Here is a 17,758-nt window from a genome sequence, read left to right as displayed (position 1 = left end):
CAACACAGCAAAATTAATCACCAGAGACCGGTGAGTTTTAGTCACCCGGAGACGGCCGACGCCCCCTCCCTGTGGCCGGCCGGAGCCGACGGTCCGTCAGCGGCGCAGCCGCGGGAACCTCTTCGGCGGTGCCTGCTGGGCCTCCTCGGCCTTCACATCGGCGGCGTACCGGTCCACGTACTCCTGCCCGGACAGCCCGAGGATCGCGTACATGATCTCGTCGGTGACCGCGCGGACCGCCGCCTTCTCGTTCTCCAGGCCCTCGTAGCGCGAGAAGTCCAGCGGCTCACCGAAGCGGATCGTGACCCGCCTGATGTTCGGGATCTTCTGACCGGGCGGCTGGATCTCGAACGTACCCACCATCGCGCACGGCACCACCGGGACCTGCCCCCTGATGGCCATCACCGCGACCCCGACCTTGCCCTTGTACAGCCGCCCGTCGTGCGAGCGCGTGCCCTCCGGGTAGATCCCCAGCAACTCGCCCTTGCCGAGCACCCCGAGCCCTTCCCGGATCGCGGCCTTCCCGGCCTCCTTGCCGGAGCGGTCGACCGGGATCTGGCCGACGCCGCGGAAGAAGGAGGCGGTGAGGCGTCCCTTGACGCCGGGACCGGTGAAGTACTCGGCCTTCGCGAGGAACGTGATCCGCCGCCGGATGATCGCGGGCATCAGGAAGTGGTCGGAGAAGGAGAGATGATTGCCCGCGACGATCGCGGCGCCGTCCGCCGGAATGTGTTCGAGCCCCTCGATCCGGGGCCGGAAGAGCAACCGCAGCACGGGCCCCAACAGCACGTACTTCAGTACGTAGTAGAACACGGCGTTTCTCCCACTCTGCCGGACCGGCTGCGTCGCTGTCCGCCTGATCACAACACACAGGCGAGAGTCCAGTCGATCCGTGGGCGGGGTCGCGTCTTGGTCCGACGCCGTTCGCACGGCCTCCGGCGGCAGGGGCGGTGGCGTCGGCAGCGGCGGAGGTGCGCCGCGATCAGGTGCCGGTCTGGGTGGGCTCCACGATGAGCTGGGAGATCGCGGAGATGACCTCGCCGGCGCGCGCCGTCAGATAGAAGTGGTCGCCCGGGAAGACGCGCAGGGTGAACTCGGCCGTGGTGTGATCGCGCCAGCTCCCGACCTCGTCCAGCGTGGCCAACGGGTCGGCGTCGCCGACGAAGGTGTAGATCGGGCACGCGACGCGCGGGGTGCCGGCCGGCCGGTAGGTCTCGATGGCCCGGTAGTCGGCACGCAGCGCCGGCATGATCAGCCGCTGGGTGTCGGCGTCGTCGAAGAGGATCGCGTCGGTACCGCTGAGCGACCGCACGTTGGCGATGATCGCCGCGTCGCCCTGGAGGTGGAGGGTCTCGGGACGGAACCGGGACGGCGCCCGCCGGCCGGAGAGGATGATCCCGACGGGCGACTGCCCCAACTCCCGTTCCATCAGCCGGGCCACCTCGAAGGCGACGACGGCCCCCATGCTGTGCCCGAAGAGCCAGGTCCGGTCCAGACCCTCCGTCGGAAGCTCACGGAAGACCGCGGCGGCGAGGGCCTCGACGTTGCCGATGGCCGGTTCCGTGTAACGGTCCTGGCGCCCCGGGTACTGGATGGCGAGGACTTCGATCTTCCCGGCCAGCGCCCGGGAGACGGGGAAGTAGTAGCTCGCCGCACCGCCCGCGTGGGGGAAGCAGATCATCCTGGGGGATGTCAGGTCCGCCGGATGAAATTCTCGAATCCAATTGGACGCGTTGTCGCTCGATATGGCGGTCATCAATCAAGTTCCTTGGATCGATCCGGCTGAAGCCCCTACGTCAGGCTGCGTTCAGCGTTCACGTGCGTACGGGCGCGTGGCGACCCCTCATGACCCCTATCGGACCGTCACCGCTTCGTGGGTTGCGCTCGTCCGGAATGGCGGCCCGTTGTTGCGAAGACGGACTACCACGGCTTTCGAATAGGGGGACGAAGCGGGGAATTAGGGGGTCGATCCGCTGGAAGCGCGGGGCGGAGGGACCTTTCAATGAAGGAGAGAAAGCACGGAGAAAGCACGGGCGGAGTCTTTCGAAGAGTACCGAAGAGTACCGGAGGAAAATCATGCACCCCGACAACGTGGCCGGCCCGCAAACACGGGAACCCGTCGCCGTAACACCTGCCGAGCACCTCGTGCGCGTCGTCAGGGGCGCACCGGGAGAGATGGAACTGGCCGCGCTGCTCGCGGTGTTGAGCGCCCTGACCGGTACCCGGGAGCAGGCCGTCGCGTCCTCCGCGGCCCGGCAACGGCGCAACTCCGCCTGGGGTGCGGTCCGTTACACCTCACCCGGCGCCTGGTACACCCCGCCGGGCGCCTGGACGGCCGGCCAGGACAGGGAGTGGCGGCACTGACCCGCGTCGTCCCGGTGAACCACCGGTGCCCGGGTGCGTCGCCGCGAGGCGGCGCACCGACCCCGTACGCCCGTGAGACCCGGCTACCGCGCGTGACAGGGCGACCCCTGCCGCGATCGGGCACGGTCGGTGTGGCCTGCACGCGGTCCGCACGCCGGGGGTCGGAAACCGATGGTCGCGCCGGGCGAAGGGGTCGGGGCACGTTAGGGGCGATCAGGGGTTGGGGGGTGTTTTCACCCTGCGTAACGTTCCCGGCAAGCGCGCGTCGTAAGTGTCGACGCCCTTTCGACCCGGGGTGGCTTTGGTGAGCAACCAGGAGAAGCTTCTTGACTACCTCAAGCGCGCGACCACGGATCTGCGCACTGCGCGCAGACGCGTCGCCGAGCTTGAGCAGCGTGACCAGGAGCCGATCGCCATTGTTTCGATGGCGTGCCGCTACCCGGGCGGTGTGAACTCGCCCGAGGACTTGTGGCGGCTCGTCGACGAGGGCGTCGACGCGATCTCGGAGTTCCCGGCCGACCGTGGCTGGGGTGTGGAGAACATCTACGACCCCGAGGTCGGCAAGCCCGGAAAGACAACGTCCCGCGAGGGCGGATTCCTGCACGACGCCGCGGATTTCGACGCCGAGTTCTTCGGTATCAGTCCGCGCGAGGCCCTGGAGACCGACCCGCAGCAGCGGCTGCTGCTGGAGGCGTCCTGGGAGGTGCTGGAGCGCGCCGGGATCGACCCCGCCTCGTTGAAGGGCAGCCCGACCGGTGTGTTCGCCGGGGTGATGTACCACGACTACGCCGGCGGCAGCAGCGGCGGCAGCATCGTCTCCGGACGCGTCGCCTACACGTTGGGCCTGGTGGGCCCCGCGGTCACCATGGACACCGCGTGCTCGTCCTCGCTGGTCGCGCTGCACACGGCGATCCAGTCGCTGCGTTCCGGTGAGTGCTCGCTCGCTCTCGCGGGCGGTGTGACGGTGATGTCCACCCCCGAGATGTTCCTCTACTTCAGCGAGCAGCGCGGCCTGTCGATCGACGGCCGCTGCAAGTCGTTCAGCGACGCCGCCAACGGCATGAGCTGCTCCGAAGGTGTCGGAGTGCTCCTTCTGGAGCGGCTGTCCGACGCGCGTCGCCTCGGACATCCGGTGCTGGCGGTGGTGCGCGCGAGCGCGCTGAACCAGGACGGTGCCAGCAACGGTCTGACCGCCCCCAACGGCCCGGCGCAGCGTCGCGTGATCAAGCAGGCGCTGGCGAAGGCGGGTCTGTCGACGGCGGATGTGGACGCGGTCGAGGCACACGGCACGGGCACCACCTTGGGTGACCCGATCGAGGCGCAGGCGCTGCTGGAGACGTACGGTCAGGGCCGTCCTGAGGGGCGGCCGTTGTGGCTGGGTTCGATCAAGTCGAACATCGGTCATACGCAGGCTGCGGCGGGTGTGGCGGGGATCATCAAGATGGTCGAGGCGATGCGGCACGGCCGACTTCCCCGGACACTGCATGTGGATGAGCCGACGAAGCAGGTGGACTGGGACGCGGGTGATGTGCGGCTGCTGACGGAGGCGCGGGACTGGCCGAGTGAAGGCCGTCCGCGCCGCGCGGGAGTGTCGTCGTTCGGGCTCAGCGGAACCAACGCCCACGTCATCGTCGAAGAGGCCGTCCCCGTCGAGGAAGAGGCGGTGGAGCGGCGGGAGTTGCCGGTGGCGCCGGTGGTGGTGTCGGGGAAGACCTCGGCGGCGCTGGAGGCGCAGATCGGCCGGTTCGGTGCCGTGGTCACGGAGGAGAACGCGCTCGACGTGGCGTTCTCGGCCGCGACAGGGCGTGCTGTCCTGGACCACCGAGCGGTGCTGGTGGGCCCCGAGACCGTGACCGGCTCGGTCACCGAGGGCAAGGTGGCTTTCCTGTTCACCGGGCAGGGGAGTCAACGCCTCGGCATGGGCCGGGAGTTGTACGAGACATTCCCCGCTTTCGCGTCGGCGTTCGACGAGGTGTGTGCGGTGCTCGACCCCACTGTCCGCGAGGTGATGTGGGGCGACGAAGAGGCCCTGAGCCATACGGAGTTCACCCAGCCCGCGATCTTCGCCCTTGAGGTCGCTCTGTTCCGGTTGGTGGAGTCCTGGGGAATCAAGCCCGACTTCCTCGTGGGGCATTCGATCGGTGAGTTGGCTGCGGCGCATGTGGCGGGGGTGTTCGGTCTGGAGGATGCGGGCCGGTTGATCTCGGCGCGTGGGCGGTTGATGCAGGCGTTGCCGGCGGGTGGGGCGATGGTCGCGATCCAGGCGACCGAGGAGGAAGTCACACCGCTGCTGACCGATGGGGTGAGTGTCGCGGCGGTCAACAGCCCTTCCTCGGTGGTGATTTCGGGGGAGGAGGAGGCGGTGACGGCGGTGGCGGAGCGGTTCACCGACCGTAAGCGCAACCGTCTGACGGTCTCTCACGCGTTCCACTCGCCGTTGATGGATCCGATGCTGGACGACTTCCGCAAGATCGCGGAGAGCGTCACGTACAGCGAGCCGGCCATCCAGCTGACCAAGGAGGTCGGTTCGGCCGACTACTGGGTCGGGCATGTGCGGGAGGCGGTGAGGTTCTCCGACGACGTGCGCTATTTGCAGGACGAGGGTGTGACGCGGTTCCTGGAGATCGGTCCGGACGGTGTGCTGACGGCGATGGCGGGTCAGAGTGCCGAGGGCACCCTGGCGCCCACGCTGCGGCGCGACCGTCCCGAGGTGGAGAGTGTGTTCGCCGGGGTGGGCCGGCTGTTCGCGGCCGGGGTTCCGGTGGACTGGGACGCGGTGTTCGACGGGCGTGGTGCGCGGCGGGTCGATCTGCCCACGTACCCCTTCCAGCGCAAGCGCTACTGGCTGATCGAGCAGTCCAGGACCACAGCCGGCGCGGACGCCGTCGACCACCCCTTGCTGACCTCCGGCATCGTGCTCCCGGACACCGGCGGTGTGGTGTTCACCGGACGGCTCTCCCTCGACACCCACCCCTGGCTCGCCGACCACGACGCCTTCGGCGCCGTGGTGGTGCCCGGGGAGGTGTTCCTCGAACTGGCCCTGACAGCCGCGGAGCAGACGGGGCGCGGCCGTGTCGAACAGCTCGACCTCCACGCGCCGCTGGTCATGGCAGGCACCGAGGACGACACGACACTGCGCGCGATGGTCGACGAGGCCGGGGCCTTCAGCGTGTACGCGCGCCGTGACGACCGGTCGGCGGCCTGGGTCAAGCACGCCTCCGGCGTCCTGACCGCCGAGGGCGCCGACTCCTCGTGGATCCGCGACGACGAGACGTACGCCACGGTGCTCGAAGCCGCCGCGCACGCCGCCGGACTCCACCCCGACGGCGAGCCGACGCTCGCCCATGTGTGGCGCGGAGCCTCGGTGACCGTCGACCAGGACGGGCAACCCGTCCTGTCGGTCGAGTCGTTCGAGACCCGCGCGATCACCACGGACGAGGTACGCGCGCACACCGGCGGCCGTGAATCCCTCTTCCACGTCGACTGGGTCACCGCCCCGGCGCCCACCGCCTCCGAGACCACCGCTCACACGGTCTACGAGTGCCCGCCACTGGACGAGTCCGCGCCCGAAGGCTTCCGGACGATCACCCATCAGGTGCTCCCCGTCGTCCAGGGGTGGCTCGACAACGAGCAGACCGCTGCCGCCAAGCTCGTGGTCGTCACGCGCGGCGCGACCGACGGCAGCGACCTCGGGCACGCGGCGGTGTGGGGCCTGGTGCGTTCGGCGGAGTCGGAGCACCCGGGCCGGTTCGTCCTGGTGGACCTGGACGCCGACGGCGAACTGCCCGACGAGGTGCTGCGCCTCGGCGAGCCCGAGATCGCCGTGCGGGACGGCGAGATCCGGGTGGCGAGGCTGGCCCGCGTCCCCGCGGTCGAAGCGGTCGAGGGGCGCGTCCAGTCGTGGGGCACGCACGGCACGATCCTGATCACCGGTGGTCTGAACGGGCTCGGCGCCCTGGCCGCCCGGCACCTGGCCGCCGAGCACGGCGCGAAGAGTCTGCTGCTGACCAGCCGCCGGGGCATGGACACGCCGGGCGCGGCCGAACTGGTGGCGGAGCTGACCGGATCGGGCGCCGAGGTGGAGGTCGTCGTCTGCGACGTGACCGACCGGGACGCCCTGGCCGCCCTGTTGGCCGAACGGCCCCTGACGGGCGTCGTGCACTCGGCCGGTGTGCTGGACGACGGACTCATGGGGGCGTTGACGCCCGAGCGGCTGGACACGGTCATGAGGCCGAAGGTCGACGCCGCCTGGCATCTGCACGAACTCACCCTGGACCACGATCTCTCGTCGTTCGTGATCTTCTCGTCCGTCGCCGGCACACTCGGCGGCGCGGGACAGGGCAACTACGCCGCCGCGAACGCCTGGTTGGACGCACTCGCCCGGCATCGCGCGACCAAGGGGCTGCCGGCGCTGACCCTCGGCTGGGGACCCTGGACCGAGGTCGGGGGCATGGCCGACCGCCTGGACGACGCCGAGCTGGCGCGCCTCAGGCGCTCGGGAATGCCGCCGCTGTCCCCGGACGAGGGGCTGGCGCTGATGGATGCCGCGACCCTGCGCGGACGGCCGCCGATGACGCTGCCGGTCCGGTTCGACCTGGGGGTGATGCGGTCCCTCGCCGAGACGGGGACGCTGCCCGCGATCTTCGGCGGCCTGGTACGCGGCCAGACCCGTCGCGCGCCGGCCGGCGGGGTGTCGTGGGAGCGGCTGTCCGGGCTGACCGTGCCCGAACGCGAGAAGTTCCTCCTGGAGTTGGTACGGGGCCACGTCGCCCAGGTGCTCGGACACGGCGGCGCCGACGAGGTGCCCCCGGACCGCGCGTTCAACGAACTCGGCCTCACCTCGCTGGGCGCGGTGGAACTGCGCAACGCGCTCAACACCGAGACGGGGCTGTCACTGCCCCCGACCCTGGCCTTCGACTACCCGACCCCCCTGGCCATCGCCGAACTCGTGCACGACGGCCTGCGCCCGGCGGAGGCCGACGGGGCAGCCGCGCTGCTGGCCGAGCTGACTCGGCTGGAAGCCGCGCTGACCGAACTGGCGACGGGCGACCGCGAAGCCCACGCCAAGGTCACGGCCCGGCTCGAAACCATGTCGCGACGGGCGCGAGACGCCGGGAGCGGGGTGGCGGACGAGCCGGTCGGCGGCCTGGTGGCCGAATCCGATGACGAGTTGTCCGATGACGAGTTGTTCGCGGTGCTGAACAAGGAACTGGGACTGTCCTGACGGCTCCCGCCTCTGCTTTGTGAACCTTCACGGATTGGTTGATGACGATGTCGAAGGACTCCAACGACGACCGGCTTCGCGAGTATCTGCGGCTTGCCACCGGTGAGTTGCAGCAGACTCGGCGCCGTCTGCGTGAGGTGGAGGATCGGGAGCGTGAGCCGATCGCGATCGTGGGAATGGCCTGCCGTTTCCCCGGTGGCGCGTCCTCACCGGAAGGACTCTGGGACCTCGTCGCCGACGGCCTGGAGACGGTGGGCGAGTTCCCCACCGACCGGGGCTGGAACCTGGACTCGCTGTACGACCCGGACGGGACGGGCGAGAACACCAGTTACGTCAACAAGGGCAGCTTCCTGGACAGTGCCGGCGACTTCGACCCCGAGTTCTTCGGCATCAGCCCCCTTGAGGCGATGGCGATGGACCCGCAGCAGCGGCTGCTGCTGGAAACCTCCTGGGAGGCGGTGGAGCGGGCCGGGATCGACCCGCCGTCGCTGAAGGGCAGCGCCACCGGAGTCTTCGCCGGGCTGGTGTACCACGACTATCCGAGCAGCAGTGTGACCGGTGCGCTGGTCTCCGGCCGGGTGGCCTACACGCTGGGCCTTGAGGGCCCGGCGGTGACGATCGACACCGCCTGCTCGTCCTCGCTGGTGGCGCTGGACATGGCCGTCAAGGCCCTGCGCAGCGGCGAATGCTCCCTCGCCCTGGCCGGCGGCGTGACGATCATGTCGACGCCGGTCACCTTCCTGGAGTTCAGCCGGCAGCGGGGTCTGTCGACGGACGGCCGCTGCAAGGCGTTCGCCTCGGCTGCCGACGGCACCGGGTGGGGCGAGGGCGTCGGCATGCTGGTGGTGGAGCGGCTGTCGGACGCCCGTCGCAACGGCCACCCGATCCTGGCCGTCGTGCGCGGCAGCGCCGTCAACCAGGACGGCGCGAGCAACGGCATCACCGCGCCGAACGGCCCCTCCCAGCGCCGGGTGATTCAACTGGCGCTGGCCAACGCGGGCTTGACGGGCGCCGATGTGGACGTGGTGGAGGCGCACGGCACCGGGACCACCCTGGGTGACCCGATCGAGGCGCAGGCGCTGCTGGCCACCTACGGGCAGGACCGTCCGGAGGACCGTCCGCTGTGGCTCGGGTCGGTCAAGTCGAACATCGGTCACACCCAGGCCGCCGCGGGTGTCGCGGGCATCATCAAGATGGTCGAGGCGATACGCCACGGCTCGCTGCCCAAGACACTGCACGTGGACGAACCGTCACCGCAGGTCGACTGGACGGCGGGCAGCGTCCGGCTGCTCACCGAGGCCCGCGCCTGGCCGGAGGGCGGCCCGCGCCGCGCCGCCGTGTCCTCGTTCGGGGCCAGTGGGACCAACGCCCATATCGTCCTGGAGGAGGCTCCGCGGGCCGAGGACGTACCGGCCGAGGAGACGCCCGAGCCGCGGGAGCCCCGGGAACTCCCGGTGGTGCCCTGGCTGATCTCCGGGAAGACCGAGGCCGCCGTACGCGCCTACGCGGAGCGGCTGCAGGCCGTCGTGGGGGACGCGCGGCCGGTGGACGTGGGATGGTCGCTGGCCACGCAGCGGGCGGCGTACGACTACCGGGCCGCCGTACTGGCCCCCGACGAAGAGGGTTTCACCCAGGGCCTCGCCGCTCTGGTGCAGGGAGAAGCACCGGTGACCTCGGCCCGCCCCGGCGCGGGCGCGGTCATGGTGTTCCCGGGACAGGGCTCCCAGTGGGTCGGCATGGCGACCGAACTGATGGCGTCGTCCCCCGCGTTCACGGAGCAGATGTCCGCGTGCGGTGAGGCACTGGCGCCGTTCGTGGACTGGTCGTTGAGCGACGCGCTCGGCGACGAGGCCCTGCTGGAACGCGTGGACGTCGTACAGCCGGTCCTGTGGGCGGTCATGGTGTCGCTGGCCGGACTGTGGCGGCACTACGGAGTCGAGCCCGTCGGCGTGGTCGGCCACTCCCAGGGCGAGATCGCCGCGGCGACCGTGGCCGGGGCGCTGTCGTTGCAGGACGGCGCCCGGGTGGTCGCCCTGCGCAGCAAGGCGCTGCTGGCCCTCTCCGGCCAGGGCGGGATGGTGTCGGTCGCCCTCCCCCGCGAGGAGACCGAGCGGCTGATCGAGCGCTGGGGCACCCGGACGGGCATCGCGGTGGTCAACGGCAACGCCGCCACCGTGGTCTCGGGCGAGGTCGACGCGCTGGACGAACTGCTGGCCTCCTGCGAGGCCGACGGCGTGCGGGCGCGCCGGATCCAGGTGGACTACGCCTCGCACTCCGCCCAGGTGGAGCGCATCGAGCGGGAACTGCTCGACGTGCTCGCGCCCATCGAGCCCCGCGCCGCTCAGATCCCCTTCCACTCCACCGTGACCGGCGGGCTGCTGGACACCACCGGTCTCGACGCCGGCTACTGGTACCGGAATCTGCGGCAGACCGTGGAGTTCGACCGGACCATCCGCCGGCTGACCGAGCAGGGCGTGGGCGTGTTCATCGAGGCCAGCCCGCATCCGGTGCTGGCACCGAGCATGGAACAGACCACGATCGGCACCCTGCGCCGCAACGACGGCGGCCTCGACCGTTTCCTGAGCGTGCTGGCCCAGGCCCACACCCGCGGTGTGGGCGTCGACTGGGAGAAGGTGTACGCCGGAACGGGGGCCGCGCAGGCGGCACTTCCCACGTACGCCTTCCAGCACAACCGCTACTGGCTGAACGACGAGACGGCGAACGCCGACGCGGCCTCCATGGGGCTGGGCTCCCTGGGCCACCCGCTGCTCGGGGCGATGGTCATGCTCGCGGGCTCCGAGGAGGTGGTGCTCACCGGACGGCTGTCGACCGGGACACTGCCCTGGCTCACCGACCATGTCATCGGCGGCTCGATCCTCTTCCCCGGCACCGGATTCGTGGAGCTGGTGATCCGGGCCGGCGACGAGGTCGGCTGCGGCCGGATCGAGGAACTGACGATCGAGGCACCGCTGGTCCTCGCCGAGCGCGGCGGCGTCGCCGTACAGGTCGTCGTCGGCGCGGCGGACGAGGCGGGCCGCCGCGAGGTCCAGGTGTACTCCCGCGACCAGGACGCGACCGACCTGCCGTGGAACCGGCATGCCACCGGCCTGCTCGCCACGGCCACCTCGGCAGGCGGCGGCGAACTGACCGCGTGGCCCCCGCCCGGGGCCGAGCCGCTGGACCTCGATGTCGACACCCTTTACGAGGAGTTGGTCGACACGGGTCTGGCGTACGGGCCGACCTTCCGGGGACTGCGGGCGGCCTGGCGGGACGGCGACGAGGTGTACGCCGAGATCGCCCTGCCGGACAACACGGCGGCCGACGCCTTCGGTCTGCACCCGGCCCTCTTCGACGCGGGCCTGCACGCCATCGGACTCTCCCCGGCCGGAACCGGCGACACGGCGATGCTGCCCTTCGCCTGGTCGGGCGTGGAACTGCACGCCTCCGGCGCCGGCGCGCTGCGCGTACGGGTCACCCCCGTACAGGACGGCGTGGCGGCCCTGACGATCACCGACGCGACCGGCCGGCCCGTCGCGACGGTCGACTCCCTGGTCCTGCGGCCCCTCACGGACGTGGCGACCAAGCCCCGTACGGAATCGCTGTACCACGTCGCCCTGACCCCGGTCCCCGCCGGCACCGCAGCCACCGGGGCGCAGCCGCCCACCGACGCGGAGGTGTTCCGCCTGCCCGGCGGACTGGACGTACGCGCGGCGGTGAACCTGGCGCTGGAGGCGCTGCAGTCCGCCGGCCCGCGCCTGTCGGTGATCACGCGCGGCGCGGTCTCGGTCGACGGCGGGGACGTCGACGACCTGGCCGCGGCGGCCGTCTGGGGTCTGGTGCGGACCGCCCAGACCGAGGACCCCGACCGATTCGTCCTGATCGACCTGCCCGGCGACGCCGAGGCGACACCGGGCGCGGACAACGCCGCCCTCGCGCTGGCGCTGTCGACCGGTGAGCCCCGTGTCGTCGTACGCGAGGGAGTCGCCCACGCGCCCCGGCTGGCCCGGGTGTCGGCGGCGCCGGAGACGACGGACGACACGCCGCCGCCGTTCGGCGACGAGGTGCTCATCACCGGTGGAGTGGGAGTTCTGGGCGCTCTGCTGGCCCGGCATCTCGTCACCGAGTACGGCGTGTCACGGCTCCTGCTGACCGGTCGCCGGGGCCTGGACACGCCCGGTGCGCCGGAGTTGGTGGCAGAGCTGGGCGGACTGGGGGCCGAGATCGAGGTCGCCGCCTGCGATGTCGGCGACCGTGAGGCGCTGGCGGCGCTGCTGGCCGGGCGCTCGCTCACCGGTGTGGTGCACGCGGCGGGCGTCCTGGACGACGGCGTCATCGGATCGCTGACGCCCGAGCGGGTGGACCGGGTGATGCGCCCCAAGGTGGACGCCGCCCTGCATCTGCACGAGCTGACCAGTGACATGGACCTGAGCGCGTTCGTGCTGTTCTCCTCCGCAGCCGGTGTGGTCGGCTCGCCGGGGCAGGGCAACTACGCGGCGGCCAACGCGTTCCTGGACGCCCTGGCCGAGCGCCGCCGCGCGGGCGGACTGCCCGCCCAGTCCCTGGCCTGGGGCGTGTGGCAGACCAGCACCGGCATGGCCGGTGAACTGACGGACACCGACCGGTCCCGGATGGAACGCGGCGGCATCCTCTCGCTGTCCCACAGCGAGGGGCTGGCGCTCTTCGACGCGGCCACGGCCGCCGACGGACCCGCCGTACTCGTCCCCGTGAAGCTCGACCTCCCGGCCGTCCGCGCCGGGGGCTCGGTGCCGGAGCTGCTGCGCGGACTGGTCCCGGCCGTCACCCGCGGCACCGCCCGTACCCGCGCCGACGCGGACGGGCTCCGCGAGCGGCTCGTGGGCATGTCCGACGACCAGCGGTTCGACATGCTGCTCAACCTGGTCCGCGCGCAGGCCGCCACCACGCTCGGCTACGCCGGACCGGGGGCCGTCGACCCCGAGCGCGCGTTCCGCGATCTGGGGGTCGACTCGCTGGCGGCGATGGAGCTGCGCAACGGGCTCGGCGAGGCCACCGGCCTGCGGCTGCCGGCCACGCTGGTGTTCGACTACCCGAACCCCACCGTTCTCGCGCGCCATCTGCTGGACGAGGTCTCGGGAACGGTGCACGAGAGCCGGGTCACCTCCGTCGCGACCCCGGTCGGCGACGACCCGATCGCGATCGTCGCGATGGCGTGCCGCTACCCGGGAGGCGTCTCCTCGCCGGAGGACCTGTGGCGGCTGGTCGCCGACGGCACGGACGCCATCTCGGACTTCCCCACCGACCGGGGCTGGGACCTGGAGCGGATCTACGACCCCACGGCCACCCGCCCCCGCACCAGCTACGTCGACAAGGGCGGATTCCTTTACGACGCCGCCCAGTTCGACCCCGGCTTCTTCGGGATCGCGCCGAACGAGGCCCTGGTGATGGACCCTCAGCAGCGGCTCCTGCTGGAGGCGTCCTGGGAGGTGCTTGAGCGCGCGGGGATCGACCCGACGACGCTCAAGGGCAGCCCGACCGGAGTCTTCGCCGGAATGATGTACCACGACTACACCCACAACAGCAGCACCGGCGCCATCGCCTCCGGCCGGGTCTCCTACACCCTGGGGCTCGAAGGCCCCGCGGTGACCGTCGACACCGCCTGCTCGTCCTCCCTGGTCGCCCTGCATCTGGCGGCGCAGGCCCTGCGGTCGGGCGAGTGCTCGCTCGCCCTCGCGGGCGGCGTCACGGTGATGGCCGCGGCGGACAACTTCATCGAGTTCAGCGAGCAGCGCGGCCTGGCGACCGACGGCCGCTGCAAGTCCTTCGCGGCCGCCGCCGACGGCGCGAGCTGGAGCGAGGGCGTCGGCATGCTCCTGGTGGAGCGGCTGTCCGACGCCCGCCGCAACGGCCACCCGGTGCTCGCCCTCGTACGAGGCACGGCGACCAACCAGGACGGTGCGAGCAATGGCCTGACCGCCCCCAACGGGCCTTCCCAGCAGCGGGTGATCAAGCAGGCGCTGGCCAACGCGGGCCTGGCGGGCGCCGATGTGGACGCCGTCGAGGCGCACGGCACCGGGACCACCCTGGGTGACCCCATCGAGGCGCAGGCGCTGCTCGCCACGTACGGCCAGGGCCGTCCCGAGGACCGGCCGCTGTGGCTGGGTTCCATCAAGTCGAACATCGGTCACACCCAGGCCGCCGCGGGTGTCGCGGGCATCATCAAGATGGTCGAGGCGATGCGGCAGGGCACGCTGCCCAGGACGCTGCACGTGGACGCGCCCACCCCCCAGGTGGACTGGGAGGCCGGCGACGTCCAACTGCTCACCGAGCCGAGGGAGTGGCCGAACGACGGCCGCCCGCGCCGCGCGGGCGTGTCCTCCTTCGGCATCAGCGGCACCAACGCCCACGTCATCATCGAGGAGGTCGCCCCGGCCGAGGAAGCGCCCGTGGAGCGGCGGGAGTTGCCCGTCGTACCCCTGGTGCTGTCCGCCCGGACACGTACGGCGCTCCAGGACCAGCTCGACCGGATCGGCGCCGTCGACGCGGACGAGCTGGACGTGGCGTACTCCGCCGCGACCGGACGGGCCGCCCTGGAGCACCGCGCGGTGCGGATCGGCTCCGAGACCGTGATCGACTCGGTCACCGAGGGCGGGCTGGCGTTCCTGTTCACCGGACAGGGCAGCCAGTGGGCCGGGATGGGCCAGGAGCTGTACGAGACGTTCCCGGCCTTCGCCACGGCGTTCGACGAGGTGTGCGCCGTGCTCGACCCCGCGCTGCGCGAGGTGATGTGGGGCGACGAAGAGGCCCTGGGCCGCACCGAGTTCACCCAGCCCGCGATCTTCGCTCTCCAAGTCGCCCTGTTCCGGCTGGTGGAGTCGTGGGGGATCAAACCCGACCTCATGACCGGCCACTCCATCGGCGAACTCGCCGCCGCCCATGTGGCCGGGGTGTTCGATCTGGCCGACGCAGCCCGGCTGATCACGGCGCGCGGACGGCTGATCCAGGAACTCCCGTCCGGCGGCGCGATGACGGCGATCCGGGCCACCGAGGAGGAGGTCACGCCGCACCTCACCGACGAGGTGAGCATCGCGGCGGTCAACACCCCCGGCTCGGTGGTGATCTCGGGTACCGAGGAAGCCGTCACCGCGATCGCCGAGCGGTTCGCCGACCGCAAGACCAACCGGCTGAAGGTGTCGCACGCCTTCCACTCGCCGCTGATGGACCCGATGCTGGAGGAGTTCCGGAAGGTCGCCGAGTCCGTCACCTACCGCGAGCCGGTCGTCCAACTGACCAAGGACGTGGCGTCGGCGGAGTACTGGGTACGGCACGTGCGTGACGCGGTGCGGTTCGCCGACGACGTGACCCACCTCCAGGACCAGGGCATCACCCGGTTCCTGGAGATCGGACCGGACAGCGTGCTGACCGCGATGGTGCGGCAGAGCGCCGACGGGACGGTGGCGGCCACCCAGCGACGCGACCGTCCCGGCGTGGAAACCCTGTTCACCGGCGTCGGCCGGCTGTTCGCCGCCGGAGTGCGCGTCGACTGGAACGCCGTGTTCGACGGGCGCGGGGCGCGGCGGGTCGATCTGCCGACGTACCCCTTCCAACGCCAGTCGTTCTGGATCGAGTCCGGGCGCGGCGCGGACGCGTCCGACCACCCGCTGCTGGACCGGACCGTCGCCATCGCGGGGTCGGACCGGACCGTGCTGACCGGGCGTCTTTCACTGGGCTCCCAGCCCTGGCTCGCCGAACACGCGGTCGCCGGCACACTGCTCTTCCCCGGTACGGGCTTCGTCGAACTGGCCGTCCGCGCGGGCGACGAGGTCGGCTGCGGCCGTATCGAGGAACTGACCATCGAGGCGCCGCTGGTCCTCGCCGAACACACCGCCACGGCCGTACAGGTCGTCGTCGGGGTGGACGACGGAACCGGCGGCCGGGCCGTCGAGGTGTACGCCCGGGGCGCGGACGAACTCCATCTGCCCTGGACCCGCCACGCCGCCGGAACCCTGGCCCCGGCCACCGGCGGCCCGGCGGCGGAGGCCATGGCACAGTGGCCACCGCCCGGCGCGGAGCCCGTGGAACTGGCGGGGCTGTACGAGGGCCTGGCGGAAGCCGGAATCGAGTACGGGCCGGCGTTCCAGGGACTCAAGTCCGCCTGGCGCAGCGGGCAGACGGTGTACGCGGAGGTCGTCCTGTCCGGGGCGGCGGACCGCTTCGGGATCCACCCGGCGCTCCTGGACGCGGCCCTGCACACCGTCCCGCTGCTGTCGGACGACGACCGTGTCGTGCTGCCGTTCTCCTGGGCGGGAGTGGAGCTGCACGCCTCGGGCGCCACCGCGCTCCGGGTCCGGATGGCGCTCTCCGACCAGGACCAGGTGACCCTCCACGCCGTGGACGGCGCCGGGCAGCCGGTCGTCTCCGTCGACGCCCTGACGCTGCGTCCGATGGCCGCCGGGGCACTCACCCGCGTCGACTCGCTCTTCCAGGTCGAGTGGACGCCCGTCGCCGTACGCGACGACGTGGCCCCCGACACGAAGGTGTGGCGGACCGAGGGCGACGACGTACTCGCCACACTGCATCCGTTGCTCAAGGCGGTCCAGGCGGAGACCGAGACCCTCGCGGTCGTCACGCGCGGCGCGGTGTCCGTGGCCGGTGAGCGGGTGACCGACCTGGCCGGCGCCGCGGCGTGGGGCCTGGTGCGCAGCGCCCAGTCGGAGGACCCGGGCCGGTTCGTCCTGGTCGACGTGGCCGGTGAGGACGAGAAGGCGGACATCGCCCTGGCGCTCGCGTCGGGCGAGCCCCAGGTGGCCGTCCGGGACGGGAAGGTCCACGTACCGAGGCTGCGGGCGGCCTCGGTCACGGAGTCCGAGCCGTCGTCGGTCTTCGGCGACGAGGTACTGATCACGGGCGCGTCCGGCGCCCTGGGCGGACTGGTCGCGCGCCATCTGGTCACCGGGCACGGCGTACGGCGCCTGCTGCTCACCAGCCGCCGGGGCCTGGAGGCGCCCGGTACGGCGGAGCTGATGAAGGAACTGGCCGGGCTGGGGGCCGAGGTCGAGGTCGCCGCCTGCGACGTCGGCGACCGCGAGGCGCTGGCGGCGCTGCTGGCCGGGCGCGCGCTCACCGGTGTGGTGCACGCCGCGGGCGTCCTGGACGACGGCCTCGTCGCGTCGCTGACCCCCGAACGCCTGGACAAGGTCGTCACGCCCAAGGCGCTGGCCGCCCTCCATCTGCACGAGCTGACCCGCGACATGGACCTGGGCGCGTTCGTCCTGTTCTCCTCCGTGGCCGGAGTGATCGGCACCCCGGGGCAGGGCAACTACGCGGCGGCCAACGCGTTCCTGGACGCCCTCGCCGAACACCGGCGCGCCGAAGGACTGCCCGCGCAGTCACTGGCCTGGGGTCTGTGGACCACCGACGCCGGCATGGCCGGTGACCTGGCGGACACCGACCGTCAGCGGATCGACCGCGCGGGCCTCGTGGGACTGACACCCGAGCAGGGGCTCGAACTCCTCGACGTGGCAGGTGCGTTGGCCACGCCGACGCTGGTCCCCATGAGCCTGGACACCAGGACGCTGAACGCGGCCGAGGTGCCCCCCATGCTGCGCGGACTCGTACGCGGCTCCTCGCGGCGTGCCGTGTCGGCGGAACAGACGGGCGGCGGGGCCGCGTTGCGGCAGCGCCTGGCGGCACTGCCCGCCGACGAGCGGTACGACGAAGTCCTCGACCTCGTCCGTACCCACGCGGCGGCCGTACTGGGCCACGCGGGTCCCGAGGCCGTCGAACCGGAGCGGGCCTTCAGCGACCTGGGCTTCGACTCGCTGGGCGCCGTCGAGTTCCGTAACACCCTCAACGCCGCCGCAGGGCTGCGGCTGCCCGCCACGATGATCTTCGATCATCCCACCGCCCGGGTGCTCGCCGAGCACATCGGCGCGGAGCTGGCGCCCGACGGCGACGCCGCCGCCGCTGCCGACGAGGAGACGGTCCGCCGGCTGCTCGGGTCGATTCCGCTCACCCGGCTGCATGACGCGGGGCTGATGGAGGCCCTGCTCGAACTCGCCGGCGCCGGCGCTTCCGCCGGCACGGCGGCGGCCGTGCCGGAGGAGGACTCGATCGACGCGATGGACGCCGAAGCCCTGATCAGCATGGCGCTGCAGGACACCGATCTGGACGAAGCGACGCGGGAAGTCTGAG

At 71.7% G+C, this 17,758-nt stretch carries 5 protein-coding genes; 3 read left to right on the top strand and 2 right to left on the bottom strand.

The features are described from left to right. Window positions 1-96: 96 nt before the first annotated feature. Together ACFT9I_RS34710 and ACFT9I_RS34705 are read right to left on the bottom strand one after the other, a co-directional pair. Window positions 97-813, bottom strand: a complete 717-nt coding sequence (locus ACFT9I_RS34710; RefSeq protein ID WP_376265714.1) for a lysophospholipid acyltransferase family protein — start codon at window positions 811-813, stop codon at window positions 97-99. Window positions 814-982: 169 nt separating this feature from the next. Then, window positions 983-1,681 (bottom strand): thioesterase II family protein, encoded by a 699-nt coding sequence (locus ACFT9I_RS34705; protein ID WP_382571126.1) that lies wholly within the window; start codon window positions 1,679-1,681, stop codon window positions 983-985. 395 nt (window positions 1,682-2,076) lie between these two features. Here ACFT9I_RS34705 and ACFT9I_RS34700 point away from each other — a divergent pair, with 395 nt between their 5' ends. The 3 genes from ACFT9I_RS34700 to ACFT9I_RS34690 all read left to right on the top strand — a co-directional run bounded on the left by ACFT9I_RS34700 (window position 2,077) and on the right by ACFT9I_RS34690 (window position 17,757). After that, window positions 2,077-2,364 carry an acyl-CoA carboxylase epsilon subunit gene (locus tag ACFT9I_RS34700; protein ID WP_382571124.1) on the top strand — a complete coding sequence of 96 codons (288 nt, stop codon included), beginning with the start codon at window positions 2,077-2,079 and terminating at the stop codon, window positions 2,362-2,364. Between the two features lie 304 nt (window positions 2,365-2,668). Then, complete coding sequence (locus tag ACFT9I_RS34695; RefSeq protein ID WP_382571123.1) at window positions 2,669-7,588, top strand: SDR family NAD(P)-dependent oxidoreductase; 4,920 nt, start codon at window positions 2,669-2,671, stop codon at window positions 7,586-7,588. 38 nt (window positions 7,589-7,626) lie between these two features. Then, window positions 7,627-17,757, top strand: a complete 10,131-nt coding sequence (locus ACFT9I_RS34690) for an SDR family NAD(P)-dependent oxidoreductase (protein WP_382571121.1) — start codon at window positions 7,627-7,629, stop codon at window positions 17,755-17,757. The last annotated feature ends 1 nt before the right edge of the window (window position 17,758 follow it).

This window comes from Streptomyces sp. NPDC057137 (assembly GCF_042670825.1).
Taxonomy (GTDB): Bacteria; Actinomycetota; Actinomycetes; order Streptomycetales; family Streptomycetaceae; genus Streptomyces.
Note: the sequence above shows the minus strand (reverse complement) of the source record. Positions and strands in the feature narration are given on the sequence as shown.

Excerpts from the sequence above, each read along its gene's own strand:
- ACFT9I_RS34705 (WP_382571126.1), bottom strand. The coding sequence starts at position 1,681 with ATGATCTGCTTCCCCCACGCGGGCGGTGCGGCGAGCTACTACTTCCCC.
- ACFT9I_RS34700 (WP_382571124.1), top strand. The coding sequence starts at position 2,077 with ATGCACCCCGACAACGTGGCCGGCCCGCAAACACGGGAACCCGTCGCC.